General features: G+C 56.6%; 17 protein-coding genes and 1 tRNA gene. 11 read left to right on the top strand and 7 right to left on the bottom strand.

From position 1 onward, the window contains the following. Nucleotides 1-97 precede the first annotated feature (97 nt). From EBA31_RS04695 to EBA31_RS04685, 3 genes are all read right to left on the bottom strand, one after another. Nucleotides 98-1,462 carry an MFS transporter gene (locus EBA31_RS04695; protein WP_122077561.1) on the bottom strand — a complete coding sequence of 455 codons (1,365 nt, stop codon included), beginning with the start codon at nucleotides 1,460-1,462 and terminating at the stop codon, nucleotides 98-100. Between the two features lie 72 nt (nucleotides 1,463-1,534). Then, nucleotides 1,535-3,007 (bottom strand): 2-hydroxymuconic semialdehyde dehydrogenase, encoded by a 1,473-nt coding sequence (locus EBA31_RS04690; protein ID WP_236591374.1) that lies wholly within the window; start codon nucleotides 3,005-3,007, stop codon nucleotides 1,535-1,537. 150 nt (nucleotides 3,008-3,157) lie between these two features. After that, a complete protein-coding gene (locus tag EBA31_RS04685; protein ID WP_046374304.1) occupies nucleotides 3,158-4,147 on the bottom strand; it encodes a LysR substrate-binding domain-containing protein in 990 nt (329 codons plus the stop codon). 297 nt (nucleotides 4,148-4,444) lie between these two features. Here EBA31_RS04685 and EBA31_RS04680 point away from each other — a divergent pair, with 297 nt between their 5' ends. The 7 genes from EBA31_RS04680 to EBA31_RS04650 are packed head-to-tail and all read left to right on the top strand — an operon-like array spanning nucleotide 4,445 to nucleotide 9,992. Further along, nucleotides 4,445-5,215: a 2-keto-4-pentenoate hydratase gene (locus EBA31_RS04680; RefSeq protein WP_122080583.1), complete on the top strand. Its 771-nt coding sequence runs from the start codon at nucleotides 4,445-4,447 to the stop codon at nucleotides 5,213-5,215. After that, nucleotides 5,212-6,159 carry an acetaldehyde dehydrogenase (acetylating) gene (locus EBA31_RS04675; protein ID WP_122077559.1) on the top strand — a complete coding sequence of 316 codons (948 nt, stop codon included), beginning with the start codon at nucleotides 5,212-5,214 and terminating at the stop codon, nucleotides 6,157-6,159. The genes EBA31_RS04680 and EBA31_RS04675 overlap by 4 nt, the downstream gene beginning before the upstream one ends. Continuing rightward, nucleotides 6,156-7,193: a 4-hydroxy-2-oxovalerate aldolase gene (dmpG, locus tag EBA31_RS04670; RefSeq protein ID WP_122077557.1), complete on the top strand. Its 1,038-nt coding sequence runs from the start codon at nucleotides 6,156-6,158 to the stop codon at nucleotides 7,191-7,193. Before EBA31_RS04675 ends, dmpG begins: the two co-directional genes overlap by 4 nt. After that, nucleotides 7,190-7,972: a 2-keto-4-pentenoate hydratase gene (locus EBA31_RS04665; RefSeq protein ID WP_122077555.1), complete on the top strand. Its 783-nt coding sequence runs from the start codon at nucleotides 7,190-7,192 to the stop codon at nucleotides 7,970-7,972. Before dmpG ends, EBA31_RS04665 begins: the two co-directional genes overlap by 4 nt. Then, nucleotides 7,969-8,388, top strand: a complete 420-nt coding sequence (locus tag EBA31_RS04660) for a RidA family protein (protein ID WP_044548812.1) — start codon at nucleotides 7,969-7,971, stop codon at nucleotides 8,386-8,388. Before EBA31_RS04665 ends, EBA31_RS04660 begins: the two co-directional genes overlap by 4 nt. A gap of 39 nt (nucleotides 8,389-8,427) precedes the next feature. Continuing rightward, nucleotides 8,428-9,000: a 3-hydroxyanthranilate 3,4-dioxygenase gene (locus EBA31_RS04655; protein ID WP_046374308.1), complete on the top strand. Its 573-nt coding sequence runs from the start codon at nucleotides 8,428-8,430 to the stop codon at nucleotides 8,998-9,000. After that, complete coding sequence (locus EBA31_RS04650; protein ID WP_122077553.1) at nucleotides 8,997-9,992, top strand: amidohydrolase family protein; 996 nt, start codon at nucleotides 8,997-8,999, stop codon at nucleotides 9,990-9,992. Before EBA31_RS04655 ends, EBA31_RS04650 begins: the two co-directional genes overlap by 4 nt. A gap of 79 nt (nucleotides 9,993-10,071) precedes the next feature. On the opposite strand, the gene EBA31_RS04645 is transcribed toward EBA31_RS04650, so the two are convergent. From EBA31_RS04645 to EBA31_RS04635, 3 genes are all read right to left on the bottom strand, one after another. Then, on the bottom strand, nucleotides 10,072-13,014 hold the full coding sequence (locus EBA31_RS04645) for an autotransporter outer membrane beta-barrel domain-containing protein (protein WP_369982322.1): 2,943 nt from the start codon (nucleotides 13,012-13,014) through the stop codon (nucleotides 10,072-10,074). A gap of 313 nt (nucleotides 13,015-13,327) precedes the next feature. Next, nucleotides 13,328-13,404: transfer RNA gene (locus tag EBA31_RS04640), tRNA-Arg, on the bottom strand. 145 nt (nucleotides 13,405-13,549) lie between these two features. Beyond that, complete coding sequence (locus EBA31_RS04635) at nucleotides 13,550-13,846, bottom strand: hypothetical protein (RefSeq protein ID WP_044548777.1); 297 nt, start codon at nucleotides 13,844-13,846, stop codon at nucleotides 13,550-13,552. Nucleotides 13,847-14,260: 414 nt separating this feature from the next. Here EBA31_RS04635 and folD point away from each other — a divergent pair, with 414 nt between their 5' ends. Together folD and ybcJ are read left to right on the top strand one after the other, a co-directional pair. Next, nucleotides 14,261-15,127 (top strand): bifunctional methylenetetrahydrofolate dehydrogenase/methenyltetrahydrofolate cyclohydrolase FolD, encoded by an 867-nt coding sequence (gene folD, locus EBA31_RS04625; protein ID WP_115059808.1) that lies wholly within the window; start codon nucleotides 14,261-14,263, stop codon nucleotides 15,125-15,127. 10 nt (nucleotides 15,128-15,137) lie between these two features. After that, nucleotides 15,138-15,350 carry a ribosome-associated protein YbcJ gene (gene ybcJ, locus EBA31_RS04620; RefSeq protein WP_012005606.1) on the top strand — a complete coding sequence of 71 codons (213 nt, stop codon included), beginning with the start codon at nucleotides 15,138-15,140 and terminating at the stop codon, nucleotides 15,348-15,350. Between the two features lie 68 nt (nucleotides 15,351-15,418). Here the strand turns inward: ybcJ and cysS are convergent, their stop codons facing one another. Continuing rightward, the gene (gene cysS / locus EBA31_RS04615; RefSeq protein WP_046374321.1) at nucleotides 15,419-16,804 is read right to left on the bottom strand and encodes a cysteine--tRNA ligase; all 1,386 of its coding nucleotides are present in this window, start codon (nucleotides 16,802-16,804) and stop codon (nucleotides 15,419-15,421) included. 309 nt (nucleotides 16,805-17,113) lie between these two features. On the opposite strand from cysS, the gene ppiB reads away from it, so the two are divergent. Beyond that, on the top strand, nucleotides 17,114-17,608 hold the full coding sequence (gene ppiB / locus EBA31_RS04610; RefSeq protein ID WP_020825563.1) for a peptidylprolyl isomerase B: 495 nt from the start codon (nucleotides 17,114-17,116) through the stop codon (nucleotides 17,606-17,608). 10 nt (nucleotides 17,609-17,618) lie between these two features. Further along, nucleotides 17,619-18,341 carry a UDP-2,3-diacylglucosamine diphosphatase gene (gene lpxH, locus EBA31_RS04605; protein WP_046374322.1) on the top strand — a complete coding sequence of 241 codons (723 nt, stop codon included), beginning with the start codon at nucleotides 17,619-17,621 and terminating at the stop codon, nucleotides 18,339-18,341. Nucleotides 18,342-18,420 lie beyond the last annotated feature (79 nt).

The raw sequence follows: 18,420 nt of genomic DNA, 5'->3' as shown, positions 1-18,420 counted from the left end.
TATTCAGATAAACGAATCAACCCGGTCCCCTCTTTCCCTCTACGGTGGAATAGCAAGACAGTTGAGCAATGCCGTTCGCCAATCGTGGAGGCCGTATTCAGTGTTTATCCGGCAAGCGAGCCAACAGCAGTTCTCGCCGCCGTCCGCTGAAATACTTCAGCATCAGCGCCAGGCAAACCAACCAGGCAGGGATCAGCAACAGGCTAAAAATGGCCGCGGCGGGATACTGGTAACGCAGCAGTTCCGCACCGGCGAGCACGCCGAATATAGCGCCAAAACGCCCTACCCCATACATGCTGCCCACCCCGGTGGCGCGGCAGCTGGTGGGATAATAGGAAGCAGACAGTGACGCCAGCGCAGATTGCCCGCCACCGGAAGCAAATCCCATCAAGAACACCAGTGAACCTAACAGCAGTGTATGAGTGACGTTACCAACCGCCAGGCCCACGCCATAGGCCAATACTCCGGCGACCAGATAGGTCAGCGCCAGGACCTTATTGGGTTCACGGCGATCCATCACCCAACCTATCACTATTGACCCCACCCCACCGCCTAACGGGAACAGCGCACTGATATGTGAAAATTGCAGCACCGACAGCCCCGCCTCTTTTAGCAACAGGGGCATCCAGCTAACAATCATGTAAAACACCAGCATGCTCATAAAACAGCTCAGCCACAGCAACCCTGTGACGGTGCGATGCGGAGAAGTCAGAATGGCACGGATAGCGGAATGTCCGTCGGCTATTTTTTCCGCAATGACGAAGTGCTCAGCCCGCTCGACCCCTTCCTTCTTTATGCGCTGTAAAACGGCGCGAATACGGGCGCTGGGATAGCCCTTAAGCACCATATAGCGTACCGACTCCGGCAGTAGCCACGGCAGTGCTACACACAGCAGGATAGGCACCACGCCCCCTACCACCAACACTGAACGCCAGCCAAATGAAGGGATAAGGTAACCGGCCAGCAGGCCACCGACAGCCGCACCCAGCGGGAAACCGCACAGCATGGCACTGACTATCATGGTGCGCCGCTTACTGGGGCAATATTCGGACAGCAGCGTGATGCTATTGGGCATCGCAGCCCCTAACCCTAATCCGGTAATAAAACGCAGCAGGGTCAATGATCCTATCGAAGTTGACCAGGCGGTTGCCAGACTGAACACCCCAAACAACAATACGGAATAGATCACCGCCGGTTTGCGGCCCACCCTGTCTGCCAGCGGCCCGGACAGCAGCGAACCAAACGCCAGGCCAAACAACGCCGCGCTCATGGCGGGCCCCAGTTCGGCTTTCTGCACTCCCCATTCGTCCAGCAGTGAAGGGGCCACGTAGGCAATCGCAGCCATGTCGTAACCGTCCATGAAAATCACCAAAAAACACAGCAGCAACAGTAGCCATTGGAACGGGGAAAATGGCGATTGATCGATAAAGGCTTCAATATCCAGAGATGCACCATGAGACATGAGGTCAGGCTCCTGTCAGCGAAGAGGGGGGACTCTGCGGGCTGCCACGGGCTGGCGGCAGCCGGAGAGCGATTATAGTTTTATGCAGACATTGCTGATTTCAGAGTAAAAGTCCAAAGAGTGACGCCCGCCCTCGCGCCCCATGCCGGACAGTTTGCTGCCGCCAAACGGGGTGCGCAGATCGCGGGCATACCAGCTGTTAACCCAGACGATGCCGGTATGAACACGCCGAGCCAGGCGATGCGCCCGCCCTACCTGACTGGTCCATAACGCGCAGGCCAGACCATATTGGCTGTCGTTGACCCGTGCCAGCACTTCCTCTTCGTTATCGAAAGGCGATATGTGACATACCGGTCCAAAAATCTCTTCGCGCACGCAGCGTGCGTCGTCGCCCAGGCCGGTCCAAATGGTTGGGCGGATCCAGGAGCCGTTATCGCGCTCGTCACCGAATACCGGTACCTCACCGCCGGTGATCAGGGTGGCTCCTTCGCTACGCGCCAGCGCGAAATAGGAAAGCACTTTATCCCGATGCTTTTGCGACACCAGCGGGCCGAGATCCACGCCCTCCTCATCGGGATAACCTATTTTCAAGGCTTCGGCCCGTTCTTTTAATGCCGCGACGAAACGATCGAAGATAGGGCGCTCGACATAGACACGTTCAGAGCACAAACACACTTGCCCAGTGTTGAAAAATGAGGAGCGTGTTACGCCAGCGACCGCCGCCTCAAAGTCAGCATCGGCAAACACCACCGCGGCATTTTTCCCGCCCAATTCGAAAGAGATCTCTTTTACGCCATCCGCCACCGCTTTCATGATGGCGCTGCCCGTACGAGATTCGCCGGTAAAGGAAACGGCGGCAATCTCCGGCTGGCGGGTAAGGTACTCGCCTGCGGAACCCGGTCCGAAACCGTGGATCAGGTTAAATACCCCGGCAGGCAAACCGGCCTCATGCATTACATGCGCCAGCAGCGTTGCCGAAGAGGGGGTTTCTTCCGACGGTTTGCACACCACGGTGTTACCCATGGCCAACGCTGGCCCGAGTTTCCAGGTCAGCAGCAGCAGCGGCAAATTCCAGGGAGAAATTACGGCCACCACCCCTAGCGGTTTGCGGACCGTATAGTTGAACAGCAGGCCACCATCGGCCTGTGGCGTTTCGCAGCATTCATTGACCGAGGTTGCAGCCAGATCGGCGAAGGTACGGAAGTTGGCAATGGCGCGGGGAACGTCCAGCGTACGCGCCAGACTCTCGGGGCGTCCAGTGTCCGCCACTTCTGCCGCGACAAATTCGTCAAAACGGGCTTCGATACCCTCGGCCACCCGGTGCAATAGCGCCACACGTTCCGGCACGCTCAGTTGCCCCCAGGGCCCGGAGAGTGCGGCATGGGCGGCTTTGACCGCTGCCGCTACCTGCGCTTCCCCCGCTTCGGCAACTCGCGAAACGAGGTGTCCATCAACGGGGCTGATATTGTCGAACTGCCGGATCCCATCGACAAACTGGCCGTCGATATACAAGGGTAAATCCGGCGCGGATTGATAAATTGCCACGGCACTGTTCCTCCTGAGTCACAAAGCGGCACGAAGAAACCTGCCATTGGCGTCTAAAAGCAACGCCGTTGGAGGGGAACTTCGACCGGGTATCGTTACGCAGTGTAGGGAGCCGTAGAAATAAGATGAAAATGAATAAAGCGGGCTTTGCTATGCCGTTTGGTTATAGCCAGGCAACGCATTGTCTTCCTGAACCGCCAATTTCAGGCATTCAATCAGTTGCCTGCTCGCCGGCGTCAAAGGCTTATCTTCACGGATGGAAAACCCGACCTCGGTGGAGGGGCCCACGTCGCCAAGCGGCAGTTGGAACAGCAGACCGGCCGCAATAAAGCGCCGCGCCGCGGCGGTCGGCATCAGGCCAAGGAATGAAGAATCCACCAGCAGGTTGACGTTGGTCAGCAGTGACAATGACTCCACGATATTTTCAGGGGCCGGCAGCCCGGACTCCTTGAAGAATTGATCGGCCACACGCCGGGCCGGCGAGTCGAGCGGCGGCAGGATCCACGGCCATGACGCAAGGTGTTGAAGGTTAAGATTGGCTTCTTGCACCAGCGGATGGCGGCTGCCGGCCACCACGCAAAGGCTGTTGCAATATAATGCCCGGTGACTCAGCGCCATGCGGGCGGTCAGAGGCGCATCGGGCTCGGGCAAACGCCCTACCACCACATCCAGCTCACCGGTCGCTAATGCAGGAAATAAGTAATCCTGCGGCCCTTCCCGTACGGTGACCAGAATTTTGGGTGCTCGCTCTTTCAGCAACAAGATGGCGCGCGGCAACAAACGGGCGCTGGCCGAGATCTGCGTTCCCACCACAACATGGCCGGTAACGCCGCCCTTGAAGGTGTTCAGCTCATCGGTCAGGTAGCGCAGCTCGGCAATCACCGATTTAACCCGCTCTCCCAGCAAGACACCACAGTCCGTTGGGGTAACGCCCCGATTATTACGATCGAACAGGATGGTATCCAGCTGTTGTTCCAGTTCGCGGATCGCTTTGGTCACGGCGGGCTGGGTCAGATTCAGTTCCCGAGCCGCACGCGCAATCGACTGATTGCGTAATACCCGGTCAAAAATCAGCAGTGGACGCAGCTTGAGCCGGTTCAGGATCATATCGCTCACGTTAAAAGGGGAACGTTCATTCATTGTCGTTTACTCCCAAAAATCGTCTGGCCCAGGCACCAAGTCTGGCGACTATGGGATAACTTTAAGGAATAGCAAAAGCCACTTTATTCATTTTTCGCTTATTGGCCATCTGATTAGACTGCCCTGTATCCACTCTCGCCGGCTGGCTAAATCGTGTTCGCCAACGCTCTCTTTTTTCAAGAGGCTGGCTCACGACAATACCCAGCCGCAGGGAAAACGGCCACGTTCACGCGTGGCGCATAACAGGAGAGTCATGTGTCAAATTCACTGAAGCCTGAACACCATGAAGCGGCCAAAATGCTCAGGCAGGCCGCCGAGAGTGGCCGCCCCTGCGCGCCGGTTCGCCACCTGGTGGGTTCACAGGATATCGATGCCGCCTATGCCGTACAGCGGGTCAATAACCAAGAGCGGATCCAAAAGGGACACCGGCCGGTGGGCAGCAAAATCGGGCTGACGTCGGCGGCGGTACAGCGCCAACTGGGGGTCAATCAACCGGATTTCGGCCAGCTGTTCGCCGACATGGCGCTGTGTGACGGTGAAGAGATTGCCGCCGGTCGGCTGATTCAGCCCAAGGTGGAAGCCGAGATCGCCTTGGTACTTGAACAGGATCTGCCCCATGAAAAAAACACGCTCGCCGACCTGATCCGCGCCACCGCCTATCTGCTGCCCGCTCTCGAAGTGGTTGATAGCCGCATCGCCGGCTGGGATATCTCGCTGGCGGACACCATTGCCGATAACGCCTCCTGCGGTCTGTTCGTGCTGGGCAACCGCCCGGTGCTGTTGAAGGACGTCGATCTGCTGGGCTGCGGCATGGTGCTGGAGCGCGCTGGCGAACCGGTTTCGGTGGGTGCCGGAGCGGCCTGTCTGGGCAATCCGCTGCTTGCCGCCTTGTGGTTGGCGGACACGCTGGCGCAACGCGGCAACGCATTGCGAGCCGGCGATATCATCCTCACTGGCGCATTGGGGCCGATGGTAGCGGCCTGCGCTGGGGATATGTTTAGCGCCCGCATTGAGGGCCTCGGTCAGGTCAGCGGCCGCTTCGCTCCTGCCGCAGGAGGTGATCAATGAGCAACTCAGCGCAAATTGCCGCTGCAATCATCGGTTCGGGCAACATCGGCACCGATCTGATGATCAAGATCCTGCGCCACGGTCAGCACCTGAAAATGGCTGCGATGGTCGGAATCGATCCTGCCTCCGACGGCCTGGCCCGTGCGAATCGGCTGGGCGTGGCGACGACGTCCGAAGGCATTGATGGCCTGCTCGCGCTGCCCGATTTCAGCGAAATCAAAGTGGTTTTTGACGCCACCTCGGCCGGGGCGCACGCGCACCACAATAAACTGCTGCAACAGCATGGCGTTCGGGTGATCGACCTGACCCCGGCAGCCATCGGCCCCTACGTGGTGCCGGTGGTAAACCTGGCAACCCAGAGCGATGCGCCAAACCTGAATATGGTCACCTGTGGCGGACAGGCCACCATTCCGATGGTGGCCGCCGTCGCCGGCGTCACCGAGGTTTACTATGCCGAAATTGTCGCTTCGGTCTCCAGCCGTTCTGCGGGGCCCGGCACTCGCGCGAACATCGACGAATTTACCGAAACCACCGCGCTGGCATTGCAAAGTGTGGGCGGCGCAAGGCGGGGCAAGGCCATCATTATCCTCAACCCAGCCGAACCGCCCTTGATGATGCGTGATACCGTTTTCTGCCTGACACCACCGAGCGATCGCCAAGCGATTACCGACGCGGTCGTTGCCATGGTGGCCAAAGTGCAAGATTACGTACCCGGCTATCGCCTGAAGCAGGAAGTCCAGTTTGAAACCATAGCCCCGGCCGACGCGCATCTTTATCCGGATTTGGGCCCGCAAGGAGGCCTGAAAGTGTCCATCTTCCTGGAGGTGGAAGGGGCCGCCCACTATTTACCGGCCTATGCCGGCAACCTCGATATCATGACGTCAGCCGCACTGGCCTGCGGTGAGCATATCGCAAGGCGTTTGCTGCAGGGTCAGGGAGCATGAAGATGAAAAAACTCTATATCTCCGATGTCACTTTGCGTGACGGTTCCCATGCCGTACGCCACCGCTATTCATTGCCTCAGGTGCGGCAAATCGCCGCCGCATTGGATCGCGCCGGCGTGGACTCGATCGAAGTGGCCCACGGTGATGGGCTATCCGGCTCCAGCTTCAACTACGGCTTCGGCGCGCACAGCGACGTCGAGTGGATTGCCGCTGCCGCAGAGTCGGTCAGCCATGCCCGGATCGCGACGCTGCTGTTGCCGGGTATCGGTACCGTTCACGATTTGCGTAATGCCTATGATGCTGGCGCGCGGGTAGTGCGCGTCGCCACTCACTGCATCGAAGCGGATATTTCGCGCCAACACATTAGCTATGCGCGTGAGCTTGGGATGGACACCGTCGGCTTTCTGATGATGTCCCATATGGCTGAACCCAAACATCTGGCACAGCAGGCGAAACTGATGGAGTCCTACGGGGCCACCTGCGTGTACGTGGTCGATTCTGGCGGCGCCATGCTGATGCAGGATATCCGCGATCGCTTCCGCGCTCTGCGCGAGGTGCTCGATGAAAACACGGAAATCGGCATGCACGCTCACCATAATTTAGCGCTTGGGGTCGCCAACTCGATTGTCGCAGTGGAGGAAGGCTGTCAGCGGGTCGACGCTTCGCTGGCCGGTCAGGGCGCCGGTGCCGGCAATGCGCCGCTTGAGGTCTTTATCGCCACCGCCGAACGTTTGGGCTGGAACCACGGTTGCGACCTGCTGCAACTGATGGACGCGGCAGACGATCTGGTGCGTCCATTGCAGGATCGTCCGGTACGCGTCGATCGTGAGAGTCTGTCGCTGGGGTATGCCGGCGTCTACTCCAGTTTCCTGCGCCATGCCGAAAAGGCGGCGGAGCAGTATCAACTTAAAACCGCCGATATCTTATTGGAGGTCGGCCGTCGGCGTATGGTCGGCGGCCAGGAAGATATGATCGTTGACGTCGCCCTGGATTTGCTGGCCCAGCGAAACAGGCTTCAGGAGAACATTGCATGAGCAAAATCATGGATCTTACCGCACTGGCCACTCAGCTAGACCAGGCCACACTCAGCCAGCAAGCCACCGCACAGTTAACCGGACAGCAGGCTCTGGATCTTCCCACGGCCTATCGGATTCAGGCTGAAGGGATCCGGCTGCGCGAGCAGCGTGGAGAGCGTCGCGTCGGCCTGAAGCTGGGTTTCACCAGCCGCGCCAAAATGCAGCAGATGGGCGTTGACCATCTTATTTGGGGAGAACTGACCGATGCCATGCAGATTGAAGAAGGAGGAACACTGGATCTGCGCGAGTTGATCCACCCGCGCGTGGAACCTGAACTCTGTTTTATCACCGGCAAAGAGATCAATGGCCCGCTGTCCCTGGCCGAAGCCGGCCGGGTGCTTGAAGGGGTATGCCCTGCGCTGGAGATTATCGATTCCCGTTACCGCGATTTCCGCTTCACCCTTGAGGACGTGATTGCCGACAACTGCTCATCCGCCAAATTCGTCGTGGGGGCCTTGCAGAACCCGCAGCGCGCCATCGATAACCTGGGTGTGGTGATGAACTTTCATGGGCGTCCGGTGCAGGTTGGCAGCACCGCAGCTATTCTTGGGCATCCATTGCGTGCACTGGTGCAGATCGCCAACCTGTTGCATAAACAAGAACGCGTGTTGCCTGCCGGCTCGGTGATCCTCGCAGGTGCGGCGACCGCAGCAGAAGCTTTACGCCCCGGGCTGCACGTCAGCGTCGATATTTCCGGTTTTGGGCGAACGGCATTTCATACCGAGGGCGAGCCATGAGTAACCAGGCTGTGGTTGTTAAAGGAAAAGCCACCCCACGCGGACGCTTTCCACACGTGAAACGGGCCGGCGATTTTCTGTTTGTCTCCGGCACCAGCGCCAGATTACCGGACAACAGCATTGCCGGGGCCGAAGCCGATGCCATGGGCGCAACCCGCCTGGATATCGACGTACAGACTCGGGCGGTGCTCGATAATATCCGCGACATTCTGCGCAGCGTCGGAGCCGACCTGAATGATGTTGTCGAGATCGGCGCTTTTCTCGTCAATATGAACGATTTTGCCGGTTATAACGCGGTGTATGCCGACTATTTTGACTATGACGGCCCAACCCGCACCACCGTGGCGGTACACCAACTACCCCACCCGCACTTGTTAATTGAGATCAAGGCCATCGCCTATAAGCCCCAAAAATAACCTGTGCATATCCTCTGCCCTACAAATCGGAGAATAACAATGTCTAACTTCAAATATGGATTTCCGCTCAACTTCAATACTTGGCTAGACAGTAACGCGCATCGGCTCAAACCCCCGGTCAATAACCAACAGATTTGGCAGGACAGCGATTACATGGTCACCGTCGTCGGTGGGCCGAATCAGCGCACCGATTTTCACGATAACCCGGTAGAGGAGTTCTTCTACCAGTTTAAAGGGAATGCCTATCTGAACATCTGGGATGACGGCCGTTACGACCGCATCGACCTGCGTGAAGGGGACATTTTCCTGATGGCACCCCATGTGCTTCATTCTCCTCAACGCCCGGAAGAGGGCAGCCTTTGCCTGGTGCTGGAACGGATGCGCCCGGAAAATGAGCCGGACGCCATACAGTGGTCATGCGCGGCCTGCGGCAACCTGATCAAAAGATATGAAATGAACCTCAAGAGCATCGTGGCGGATCTCCCCCCGGTTTATGAACAATTTTATGCAACCAGCGATGAAGAACGCCGCTGCAGCCAGTGCGGCGAGATCCACCCAAGCCGCGATGCACAAACCTGGCATCGCACACTGAAGGCAACAGAAACCCGATGAAAATAGATATCCACTCGCATTTTTTCCCTAAAATCAGCCAACAAGAGGCTGCCAGGCTGGATGTTGAGCGGGCTCCCTGGTTGGCAATCCACGGGCGCGAAGGCCAGATCATGCTCAATGATAAGCCTTTCCGGCCGGTCTATGACGCCCTGTGGGATGCCGAACGCCGCCTGGAACAGCTGGATGAACAGCAGATCGATATTCAGATCATGTGCGCCACGCCGGTCATGTTTGCCTATGACGTCGCTCTCGATCGCGCCCTGCCCTGGGTCCAGTTGATGAACGATCGGGCGCTGGAGATGGCGTCTGCCAACCCGCGACGGCTGAAGGTGCTGGCGCAGGTTCCCCTGCAGGACAGCGAGGCCGCCTGCCGCGAAGCCAGCCGGGCAAAAGAGTGTGGTCATATTGGCGTGCAAATAGGTAATCACGTGGGGGCAAAGGATCTGGATCATGAATCGCTGATCGTCTTTCTGACCCACTGCGCCCACGAGGGTATCCCGGTGCTGGTACATCCCTGGGATATGATGGGAGGCTCGGAGCGCATGAAGAAATGGATGCTGCCCTGGCTGGTAGCAATGCCGGCGGAAACGCAGCTGGCAATCCTCTCTTTGATTCTCTCCGGCGCCTTCGAACGCTTGCCGCGCAGCCTGAAACTCTGTTTTGCCCATGGGGGCGGCAGCTTTGCCTACCTGATGGGGAGGGTCGATAACGCCTGGGAGCAGCGCGATATCGTGCGTGAAGATTGCCCGCATAAACCTTCAAGCTATCTGGATCGCTTCTTCGTCGACTCCGCCGTGTTCGATCCGCTGGCTTTACAACTCCTGGTGGATACCCTGGGGGCGGATCGCGTCATGCTGGGCTCGGATGCCCCTTTCCCGTTGGGGGAGCAACAAATTGGCCATTTGGTCAGCAGCTCTGCCTTGCCGGAGAACAGCAAACGCCAGATTTTGGGCAAGAACGCGCAGTCGTTTTTCTCGTTGCCAAACGAATAATATCCACGCATCGGGAACGAAAATATTCGTTCCCGATGCGACTTCCTTTCCGGCCGATGGGTACTGTTTTGATAGCCCGTCAGAACTTCCAGGTAAAACTGGCGTTAACGCTATTGTCCTGGTAGTTTTGCGACAACAGCCCGCCATAGCCCAGCGACAGCGTGGCGTTCTTGTTCACCGCCACTTCCGCACTGGCTTTCAGCACCGCACCGTCACGCGACGCCGACACGCTGTTCACCACGAACGGTGAGCTGCCGCCGTTGAACTTCAGCCCGGTACCGCGAGCCAGATCGCCGTACTGATGCTGCCAACCCAGCTCGCTGCGCAGCGCCACCGCGGTGGTTTTGCTCGCCTGCCACTCGGTGTCCGCACGCAGCCCCAGCGTCGAGACCGTCGCGTCGGTGTGTTGCTTGTCACCGTGCAGCGCCGCCGCCCCACCGTCTTCCGCGATGCCGTTGTTCTGGAAGTTGATGTACGCCAGGTTGGCGAACGGCTCCAGATTCACCCAGGCCGCTTTTATGCTGTATCCCGCTTCGGCGAACACCTGCTCGGTGCGCGCGCTGTACTTCGCGGTTTCGCGATCCGACTGCATGCCGTAGTTCACCGAGCGTGAGGTATCGAAACGGTGCCAGGTGTAACCCCCACCGGCACGCAGCGCCAGTTCACCGAACTGTTTGCCGCCGTACACCGCCAGGTGGTAGTTGTCGCTGTCAGCATTCGAGCCATAACCGCCGTTCAGCGAGGTGCGGGTATAACCGGTCGCGCCCCCTAACCGCCATGCATCCGCCAGCGCCGAGTCCAGCCCCACCAACACGCCGTAGGTCGATGCCTGATAGCCCGTGGCGTTGGCATCGCCCGACGCGTGGTCCCAGGCCCCCAGCAGCTGTGCCCAGGCGCCACCGTCGTCGTCCGCCTTGATGTCCGGCGAGGTCGCCAGCCCTTCCGCCTGCCGCAGGCGACCGTTAAGGGCGTCGCGCAGGTAGCGGCTGTCGTTCACCTGTGCCGAGGCGATATCCGCGTGGATCTGCCCCGACAGCTGGCGGAATGCCTGCCGCGCTTCCCCCACCGAACCGGCGTTAAGGATGCTTTCAAACACCGGGTTGCCCGCCACCAGCGCATCTGCCGCCACCGCCACCGCCCGCTCGTTCTGCGTTGCCGCCACGCTGGCAAAACGGGTGTCATTACGGCCGACATTGAGCGTCACCTGATTTGGCTGGTAGGTCAGCCCGGTACCGAGGAACAGGTAGTTTGGCGCCACAGCATCAAACTGCCCGTTGATGCCCTGCTGGGCGGTCAGAATGTTGTACTGCTGGCCCAGCAGGCTGCGAACCTCACTTTGTGACAGCAGGTTGCCGCTGTTCTCCAGTGATACATTAACGTTACCGCCATTCAAAATAGCCGTACCCGCACTGAGAATTCGATCGCTCTGACCGTTTGCCGCCACCTCTACCCAATATTGCGAGCCTGGCTCAAAAGCCACCCTGTCGGCTACATGCAATACGCCTATCGAGTGGCCCGGCGTGACCACACCGCCCTGATGGACGGTTAATCTATTCACCACCCCGTTGCCGCTGAGCAAGCCGCCCTGATTAACATCTAAAGTCGAGTTTACTGCCCCATCGGCGATGACGACGCCGCCACGGTTGATATCCAGGGCTGAATTTAATCCCCCGCTAATAACCAGCGTTCCGCCGTTAACCACTGACTTATCGCTGTATTGCGCATTGCCGGAAACAATCAGCGTCCCCTGATTAACCTCCAGCCCGCCAAAACGATCGTTGCCTGCAAGCGTCAGGCTGCCCTCACCATTTTTAATCAGCTTGCCTGGCCCCTCGATATCGTTTTTCCATTCGTCGGATAAGGAAAAACCAACAACATCATAGGCAGGGTTAAAAGTCTGATTGACCACCAGAGAGTCGTATAGATAGGCCGGGCCGCCGTAAGCTTTGGGTAAATCTATAACGCCCCAAAACGAGTCAGGGTTACCCGATTGTATCGTCCATCCCGCTAAAGAATTGCTCGGGTAAGCGGTGCTGGCCAAAATGCTGCGCCAGTTGGCCTCGGTCAAATAAGGGAAACGCAGGCGTAATAAGTAGCCGGCTTTATCCGGCATATCATCCGGGGTAATACGAGGTACATCGGCAGACTCTTTTTTTCCGTAGTAACCTATACTGTTGCTTGAATACAACGGGGTTCCAGGTTGCGTAGCAGCGATGCAACCTCCGGTATTTTCGTGACAACCCTTGGCTATTTCACTTCGGGTTGCCTTTGCCAAATCGGCGAGCGTAGCCGCAATGCTGTCATCGGCCAACAATTGCGCCAATGAGAAATAGCTGCCGACTCGCGAAGCTATAGTATCGGTTGGGAAATGAGCGCCCACGATCACTCGGCTTTCGCCAAATTGCAGGGCGCGCGAAAATATCTCACTCCCTCGTTCAGGGAATATCAGTGACAAAGCGATAGCCTGTTTAAAACCCGACCACGTATGTCCACTCGGGAAGGAAGAACCTTTCACCGACAGGTAATTTTTTATGTAATCACCCTTTTCGTCCAATACCTGATAAGGCCTTCCCCGCTTAAATTCATCTTTCAGTATAAAATCGAATGAGCGCGTTCGACCGCTGTTGGCATCATAGGCATAGGTCGCTGTTTTATATAATTCGCTTATTTGATTATAAGAGGTTATTGAGCGAAGATCCGGGGCGTTGGCTTGCTCACCTAATGCTGCAACAGCAAAACTACGATAGATATATTCTGATGATTGATCTTGATCGTCATAGGCCAACCCATAGCGTTCGCCAGTAATAGCCGTATATTCATTACTGGCTTGCCGATCCCATTCTGATGCCTGAGAACCTTTCCCCGGGTAGCTTGTCAGCACTCGCTCATGCAAGCTGTCAAACCACCCCTGCCGCTGTGAATATAAACTTTCTTTTGTTGAGGTAATATCTATCTCAGCCCATGAAAAACCAGAGCAGGCCAGAGTTATTGCCAGTATTGAGAGTTTTATTTTCATTATCATTCCATAATAATCAAGAAAGCACGCCAATAAGCGTAAGCGCGATAACTTAGTGGAATAATGTGACAGGATAATGACAGCGAAGTTGAACGTGGATAAGTTTAATTTTCGAAAAAAATTAAGCCACTTAAATTAAAAAACGATTTAATTTATTATTTACACTTAAATTAATATCCATTTTTTCTGGCGTGAATTTATTTAGGATGTAAATAAATGATCAGAGGACGATAGCGCGATGCCGGTTTTTTGAGCCCAAAGGGCGTCCATATCAAATCGAGACAATGGAGGAGATATTGATGCTATTGGCGAAGCTTAATGGTACGCCCTACAGGGCTCGAACCTGTGACCTACGGCTTAGAAGGCCGTTGCTCTATCCAACTGAGCTAAGGGCGCATTGGGATGCGGCAACCGGGAGTTGCGGGTTGGATTATACGGTCAGAGATCATTGAGTCAATGCCTTTTCATGACGTTACGGCAGTCGCCGTGCTTTATGATGAATTTTCAACCATTGCCGCCGCTCTGCGTTGAGTTAACCGCGTCATTTTCCTTGGGTTAAATCCGACAGTTGGCGGCTGTTGCGCTGGGCCAGGCCGGAATCAGAGGGCTCAGGAAGACGATCCGACTGTTGCTGTTCTGCCGGGCGCTGCAGGCAAACGCGGGCCGAGCGCACCATCGCGTTGATGTTTCCCCAATCGGCATGCTGAGCCGTCAACAGGGTGCAAGCCGCCGATAACGGTTGCTGTAAGACTGCGCTAACCGGTGCGGCGTTTAACGAAGCCTGCGCCATTGGCCCCCATACCAGCAGCATAAAACCCATCCCTTTGATGTTTCTCATGCGCGCAGCCTCCGGCACAATGCGCCCAGGCGCGTTCTCCATGAGGGCGGTGTTTTGTGTGCGGCAAGCTGATGCAGCGCAATTAACTGCGCGACGTCAGCCGGGTGCAAGGACGAATCGAATACCGTTTCCCCCACGTGCCTTGGCTGGCATGCCTGGCTATCAAGAGGCAGATGTAAAAAGTGCAACCGGGTAATGAGCATCATGATTTTGACTCCCGTACCGCAGTGTGAATAGCCACAGCTTACGCAGCGAGCGGTAAAAAAGGCGTAGAGGATCATTCCGTTGGTATAAAAAAAGCGTAAATCGCCCCCGACAAACGCCGTCGATCGCGATTCAGCGCCTGACAGCGCGCTCCGCTTCTGACAAAATAGCGCTATCCCCGCTTTTCTTAATTGATGGATTTCCTCACTGATGTCAGCAAAGATTATTGATGGTAAAACGATTGCGCAGCAGGTTAGAAACGAAGTGGCTGAGCAAGTTAAACAACGTCTGGCTGCCGGGAAACGCGCGCCGGGCCTGGCGGTAGTATTGGTTGGCGAGAACCCGGCCTCACAGATTTACGTCGCCAGCAAGCGCCGCGCCTGTGATGAAGTGGGCTTCCTCTCCCGCTCTTACGATCTGCCTGCCACCACCAGTGAGGCTGAACTGCTGGCGCTGATCGATCGGCTGAACGCCGACGCTGAGATCGACGGCATTTTAGTGCAGCTGCCGCTGCCGGCCGGTATCGACAACGTCAAGGTGCTGGAGCGTATTCATCCGGATAAAGACGTCGACGGTTTCCATCCGTACAACGTTGGCCGCCTGTGCCAACGTGCGCCAAAACTGCGCCCCTGCACCCCACGCGGTATCGTCACCCTGCTTGAGCGTTACAACATCGATACCTATGGCCTGAATGCCGTCGTGGTTGGCGCGTCCAACATCGTCGGCCGCCCAATGAGCATGGAGCTGCTGCTGGCCGGGTGCACCACCACCGTAACCCACCGTTTCACCAAGAACCTGCGCCACCACGTTGAAAACGCCGATCTGCTGGTCGTGGCGGTCGGCAAACCGGGCTTTATTCCGGGCGACTGGATAAAACCTGGCGCTATCGTGGTGGACGTCGGCATTAACCGTCTGGAAAGTGGTAAAGTGGTCGGCGACGTGGATTTTGACGCCGCAAGCGAACGCGCCGCCTACATAACTCCGGTTCCGGGTGGCGTGGGTCCAATGACCGTTGCTACACTGATCCAAAATACCTTGCAGGCCTGCGAGGAATATCACGACGTTCAACCTAAATAAGTAAGGCAGTATGGAAACTTTTAATCTGGATAATCACCCGCACGTCGAACTGTGCGACCTGCTCAAATTCCAGGGCTGGTGTGAAAGCGGCGGTGCCGCCAAAGAAGTCATCGCCGATGGGCAGGTGAAAGTGAACGGCAAAGTCGAAACGCGCAAACGCTGCAAAATCGTTGCCGATCAGGTCGTGGAGTTTAACGGCGGTAAGGTTGTAGTTAAGCCGTAATCCCCGCTCCATAGAAAAAGGCGCTGAAGATTAACTCAGCGCCTTTTTTGTTTGTAGCCTAAAGCGGATTACTTACGGCGCCAGGTGGTTCCCTGCGGGCCATCTTCCAGCACGATGTTCATCTCATTCAAGCGATCGCGCGCGGCATCCGCCAACGCCCAATCTTTGGCTTTACGCGCATCGTTGCGCTGCTTGATCAAGGCTTCGATCTCCGCCACTTCACCATCATCGACCTGTGCGCCGCTCTGCAGGAACTGTTCAGGTTCCTGCTGCAGCAGACCGAGCACCTTCGCCAGCTTGCGCAGTTCTGCAGCCATGCCGTTCGCCGCCGTCATGTCTTCAGCTTTCAGACGGTTAACCTCACGCGCCAAATCAAACAGCGCCGAGTAAGCTTCCGGCGTGTTGAAGTCGTCGTCCATGGCTTCACGGAAACGGGCTTCAAACACGTCGCCGCCGGCCGGTTGGGCGTTGGCATCTGTGCCACGCAGCGCAGTGTACAGGCGTTCCAGAGCGGTACGGGCCTGCTTCAGATTCTCTTCGCTGTAGTTCAACTGGCTGCGATAGTGGCCGGACATCAGGAAGTAACGCACGGTTTCAGCGTCGTAGTAACCCAGCACGTCGCGAATAGTGAAGAAGTTATCCAGGGATTTCGACATTTTTTCTTTGTCGATCATCACCATGCCGGAGTGCATCCAGTAATTGACGTACGGGCCGTCGTGGGCGCAGCTCGACTGGGCAATTTCGTTCTCGTGGTGCGGGAACATCAGATCGGAACCGCCACCGTGGATATCAAAATGGGTGCCAAGCTGCTTGCAGTTCATGGCAGAACATTCAATGTGCCAACCCGGACGCCCTGCGCCCCAAGGCGACGCCCAGCTCGGTTCGCCCGGCTTGGACATCTTCCACAGCACGAAGTCCATCGGGTTGCGTTTCACGTCGTCGATTTCTACGCGCGCACCGGCCTGCAGCTGATCCAGATCCTGGCGTGACAGCAAACCGTATTGCGGATCGCTGTCGATGGAGAACATCACGTCGCCGTTGCTGGCCACATATGCGTGATCGCGATCGATCAGGCGCTGGGTGATCTCAATGATCTCGGCGATATGCTGGGTCGCACGCGGTTCAATGTCCGGTCGTTCGATCAGCAGAGAATCGAAGTCGGCGTGCATCTCCGCCAGCATGCGTGCGGTCAGTTGATCGCAGCTTTCGCCATTTTCAGTCGCGCGGCGGATAATTTTGTCGTCAACGTCGGTAACGTTACGCACATAGTTCAGCGAGTAGCCGAGATAGCGCAGATAACGTGCCACCACGTCGAAAGCAACGAAGGTACGCCCATGTCCGATATGACACAGGTCATAGATGGTTACCCCGCACACGTACATGCCCACTTTACCGGCATGAATGGGTTTAAATTCCTCTTTTTGACGACTCAGGGTATTAAAAATCTTTAGCATCGGGACATTCCGTGGTGTGCGTGATAACAAAAATGATAACCAGGGTTAAGGTTGTTCACCCAGCAGCGTATTGAAACCCGAAGCCTGATCTAATGCAAGGTTAAGGCCGCGCTTTGCTGAGCTCAGAGGTGGAAAACGGTGATAAATCAGCGATTGCCACAGATGTTATAATATAACAAATTGCGATTTACCACAGCCTGAGCGCGGTTTAGCCGCTGCTGACTCATTACAGGAGATATGTTATAACGGCGGTCTGATAGTTCACTCGCTCCATGTGACATCTCACTTCATCTTGTTAGGACTAAAACTATGGTTACTTTCCACACTAATCACGGCGACATCGTTATCAACACCTTCGCGGACAAAGCACCGGTTACCGTTGAAAACTTCCTGAACTACTGCCGTGACGGTTTCTACAACAACACCATTTTCCACCGTGTTATCAATGGCTTCATGATTCAGGGCGGCGGTTTTGAGCCGGGTATGAGCCAGAAAGACACCAAAGCCACCATCAAGAACGAAGCCAACAACGGTCTGAAAAACACCATCGGTACCCTGGCAATGGCGCGTACTAACGATCCACACTCCGCGACCGCACAGTTCTTCATCAACGTAGCAGACAACGACTTCCTGAACTTCCGCGGCGAAAACGCCCAGGGTTGGGGCTACTGCGTGTTTGCTGAAGTGGTTGAAGGCATGGACGTGGTTAACAAGATCAAAGCCGTGAAAACTGGCCGCAGCGGCATGCACCAGGACGTACCGGTAGAAGACGTGATCGTCACCAGCGTTACCGTCAGCGAGTAATCGCAGCTGAATGAACACGCTGTTCATTGCAGATCTGCACTTAAGCGCACAGGAACCGGCAATTACTGCCGGTTTTCTGCGTTTTTTGCGGCAAGATGCCATACACGCCGAAGCCCTGTACATACTCGGCGATCTGTTCGAAGCCTGGATCGGCGATGACGATCCCGAACCGCTGCATGCTGAAATCGCCGCGGCGCTGAAAACGCTGCAACAGGCAGGCGTGCCCTGCTACTTTATCCACGGCAACCGTGATTTTCTGGTGGGCAGGCGCTTTGCCCGTGCCAGCGGCATGCAACTGCTGCCGGAAGAAAAGGTGCTGGACCTGTATGGCCGCAAAATCCTGATCCTGCACGGTGACACGCTGTGTACCGACGATCGGGCCTACCAACAGTTCCGCCGAAAAGTACACAACCCACTGATTCAAAAATTGTTCCTGGCAATGCCTTTACGCTGGCGCCTTAAGATCGCCGCTAAAATGCGTGCCCGCAGCCGGCAAAGCAACCAATACAAATCGGACGCCATCATGGACGTCAACCCGCAGGCGGTTGAGCAAACCATGCTGAACCACCAGGTTCACTGGATGATCCATGGCCACACGCATCGTCCGGCCGTGCATGAGTTGACGCTGAGCAACGGCAAAGCTCACCGTTTAGTGCTGGGTGCCTGGCATGAAGAAGGCTCGATGATCAAAGTCAGCGCCGACGCCGTCGAACTGATCCAATTCCCTTTCTAAGCTTCTGACTTAACGCGCGGGTATAAAAATTCGCGCTTTTGACGATCAAAACCGGCGACGCAACCGTTTTCCTTGCCGT

The sequence above is a fragment of the Serratia sp. P2ACOL2 genome (genome assembly GCF_003691565.1).
In the GTDB taxonomy this organism is placed as follows: domain Bacteria; phylum Pseudomonadota; class Gammaproteobacteria; order Enterobacterales; family Enterobacteriaceae; genus Serratia; species Serratia liquefaciens.
This window is presented reverse-complemented; position numbering and strand designations above follow the sequence as displayed.

Bases quoted from the DNA above. Each gene is read 5' to 3' on its own strand.
- cysS (WP_046374321.1), bottom strand. From the start codon at position 16,804: ATGCTAAAGATTTTTAATACCCTGAGTCGTCAAAAAGAGGAATTTAAA.
- EBA31_RS04655 (WP_046374308.1), top strand. From the start codon at position 8,428: ATGTCTAACTTCAAATATGGATTTCCGCTCAACTTCAATACTTGGCTA.
- dmpG (WP_122077557.1), top strand. From the start codon at position 6,156: ATGAAGATGAAAAAACTCTATATCTCCGATGTCACTTTGCGTGACGGT.
- EBA31_RS04660 (WP_044548812.1), top strand. From the start codon at position 7,969: ATGAGTAACCAGGCTGTGGTTGTTAAAGGAAAAGCCACCCCACGCGGA.
- EBA31_RS04685 (WP_046374304.1), bottom strand. From the start codon at position 4,147: ATGAATGAACGTTCCCCTTTTAACGTGAGCGATATGATCCTGAACCGG.
- ppiB (WP_020825563.1), top strand. From the start codon at position 17,114: ATGGTTACTTTCCACACTAATCACGGCGACATCGTTATCAACACCTTC.
- EBA31_RS04665 (WP_122077555.1), top strand. From the start codon at position 7,190: ATGAGCAAAATCATGGATCTTACCGCACTGGCCACTCAGCTAGACCAG.
- EBA31_RS04635 (WP_044548777.1), bottom strand. From the start codon at position 13,846: ATGAGAAACATCAAAGGGATGGGTTTTATGCTGCTGGTATGGGGGCCA.
- ybcJ (WP_012005606.1), top strand. From the start codon at position 15,138: ATGGAAACTTTTAATCTGGATAATCACCCGCACGTCGAACTGTGCGAC.
- lpxH (WP_046374322.1), top strand. From the start codon at position 17,619: ATGAACACGCTGTTCATTGCAGATCTGCACTTAAGCGCACAGGAACCG.
- EBA31_RS04680 (WP_122080583.1), top strand. From the start codon at position 4,445: ATGCTCAGGCAGGCCGCCGAGAGTGGCCGCCCCTGCGCGCCGGTTCGC.
- EBA31_RS04645 (WP_369982322.1), bottom strand. From the start codon at position 13,014: ATGATAATGAAAATAAAACTCTCAATACTGGCAATAACTCTGGCCTGC.
- EBA31_RS04675 (WP_122077559.1), top strand. From the start codon at position 5,212: ATGAGCAACTCAGCGCAAATTGCCGCTGCAATCATCGGTTCGGGCAAC.
- EBA31_RS04695 (WP_122077561.1), bottom strand. From the start codon at position 1,462: ATGTCTCATGGTGCATCTCTGGATATTGAAGCCTTTATCGATCAATCG.
- EBA31_RS04650 (WP_122077553.1), top strand. From the start codon at position 8,997: ATGAAAATAGATATCCACTCGCATTTTTTCCCTAAAATCAGCCAACAA.
- folD (WP_115059808.1), top strand. From the start codon at position 14,261: ATGTCAGCAAAGATTATTGATGGTAAAACGATTGCGCAGCAGGTTAGA.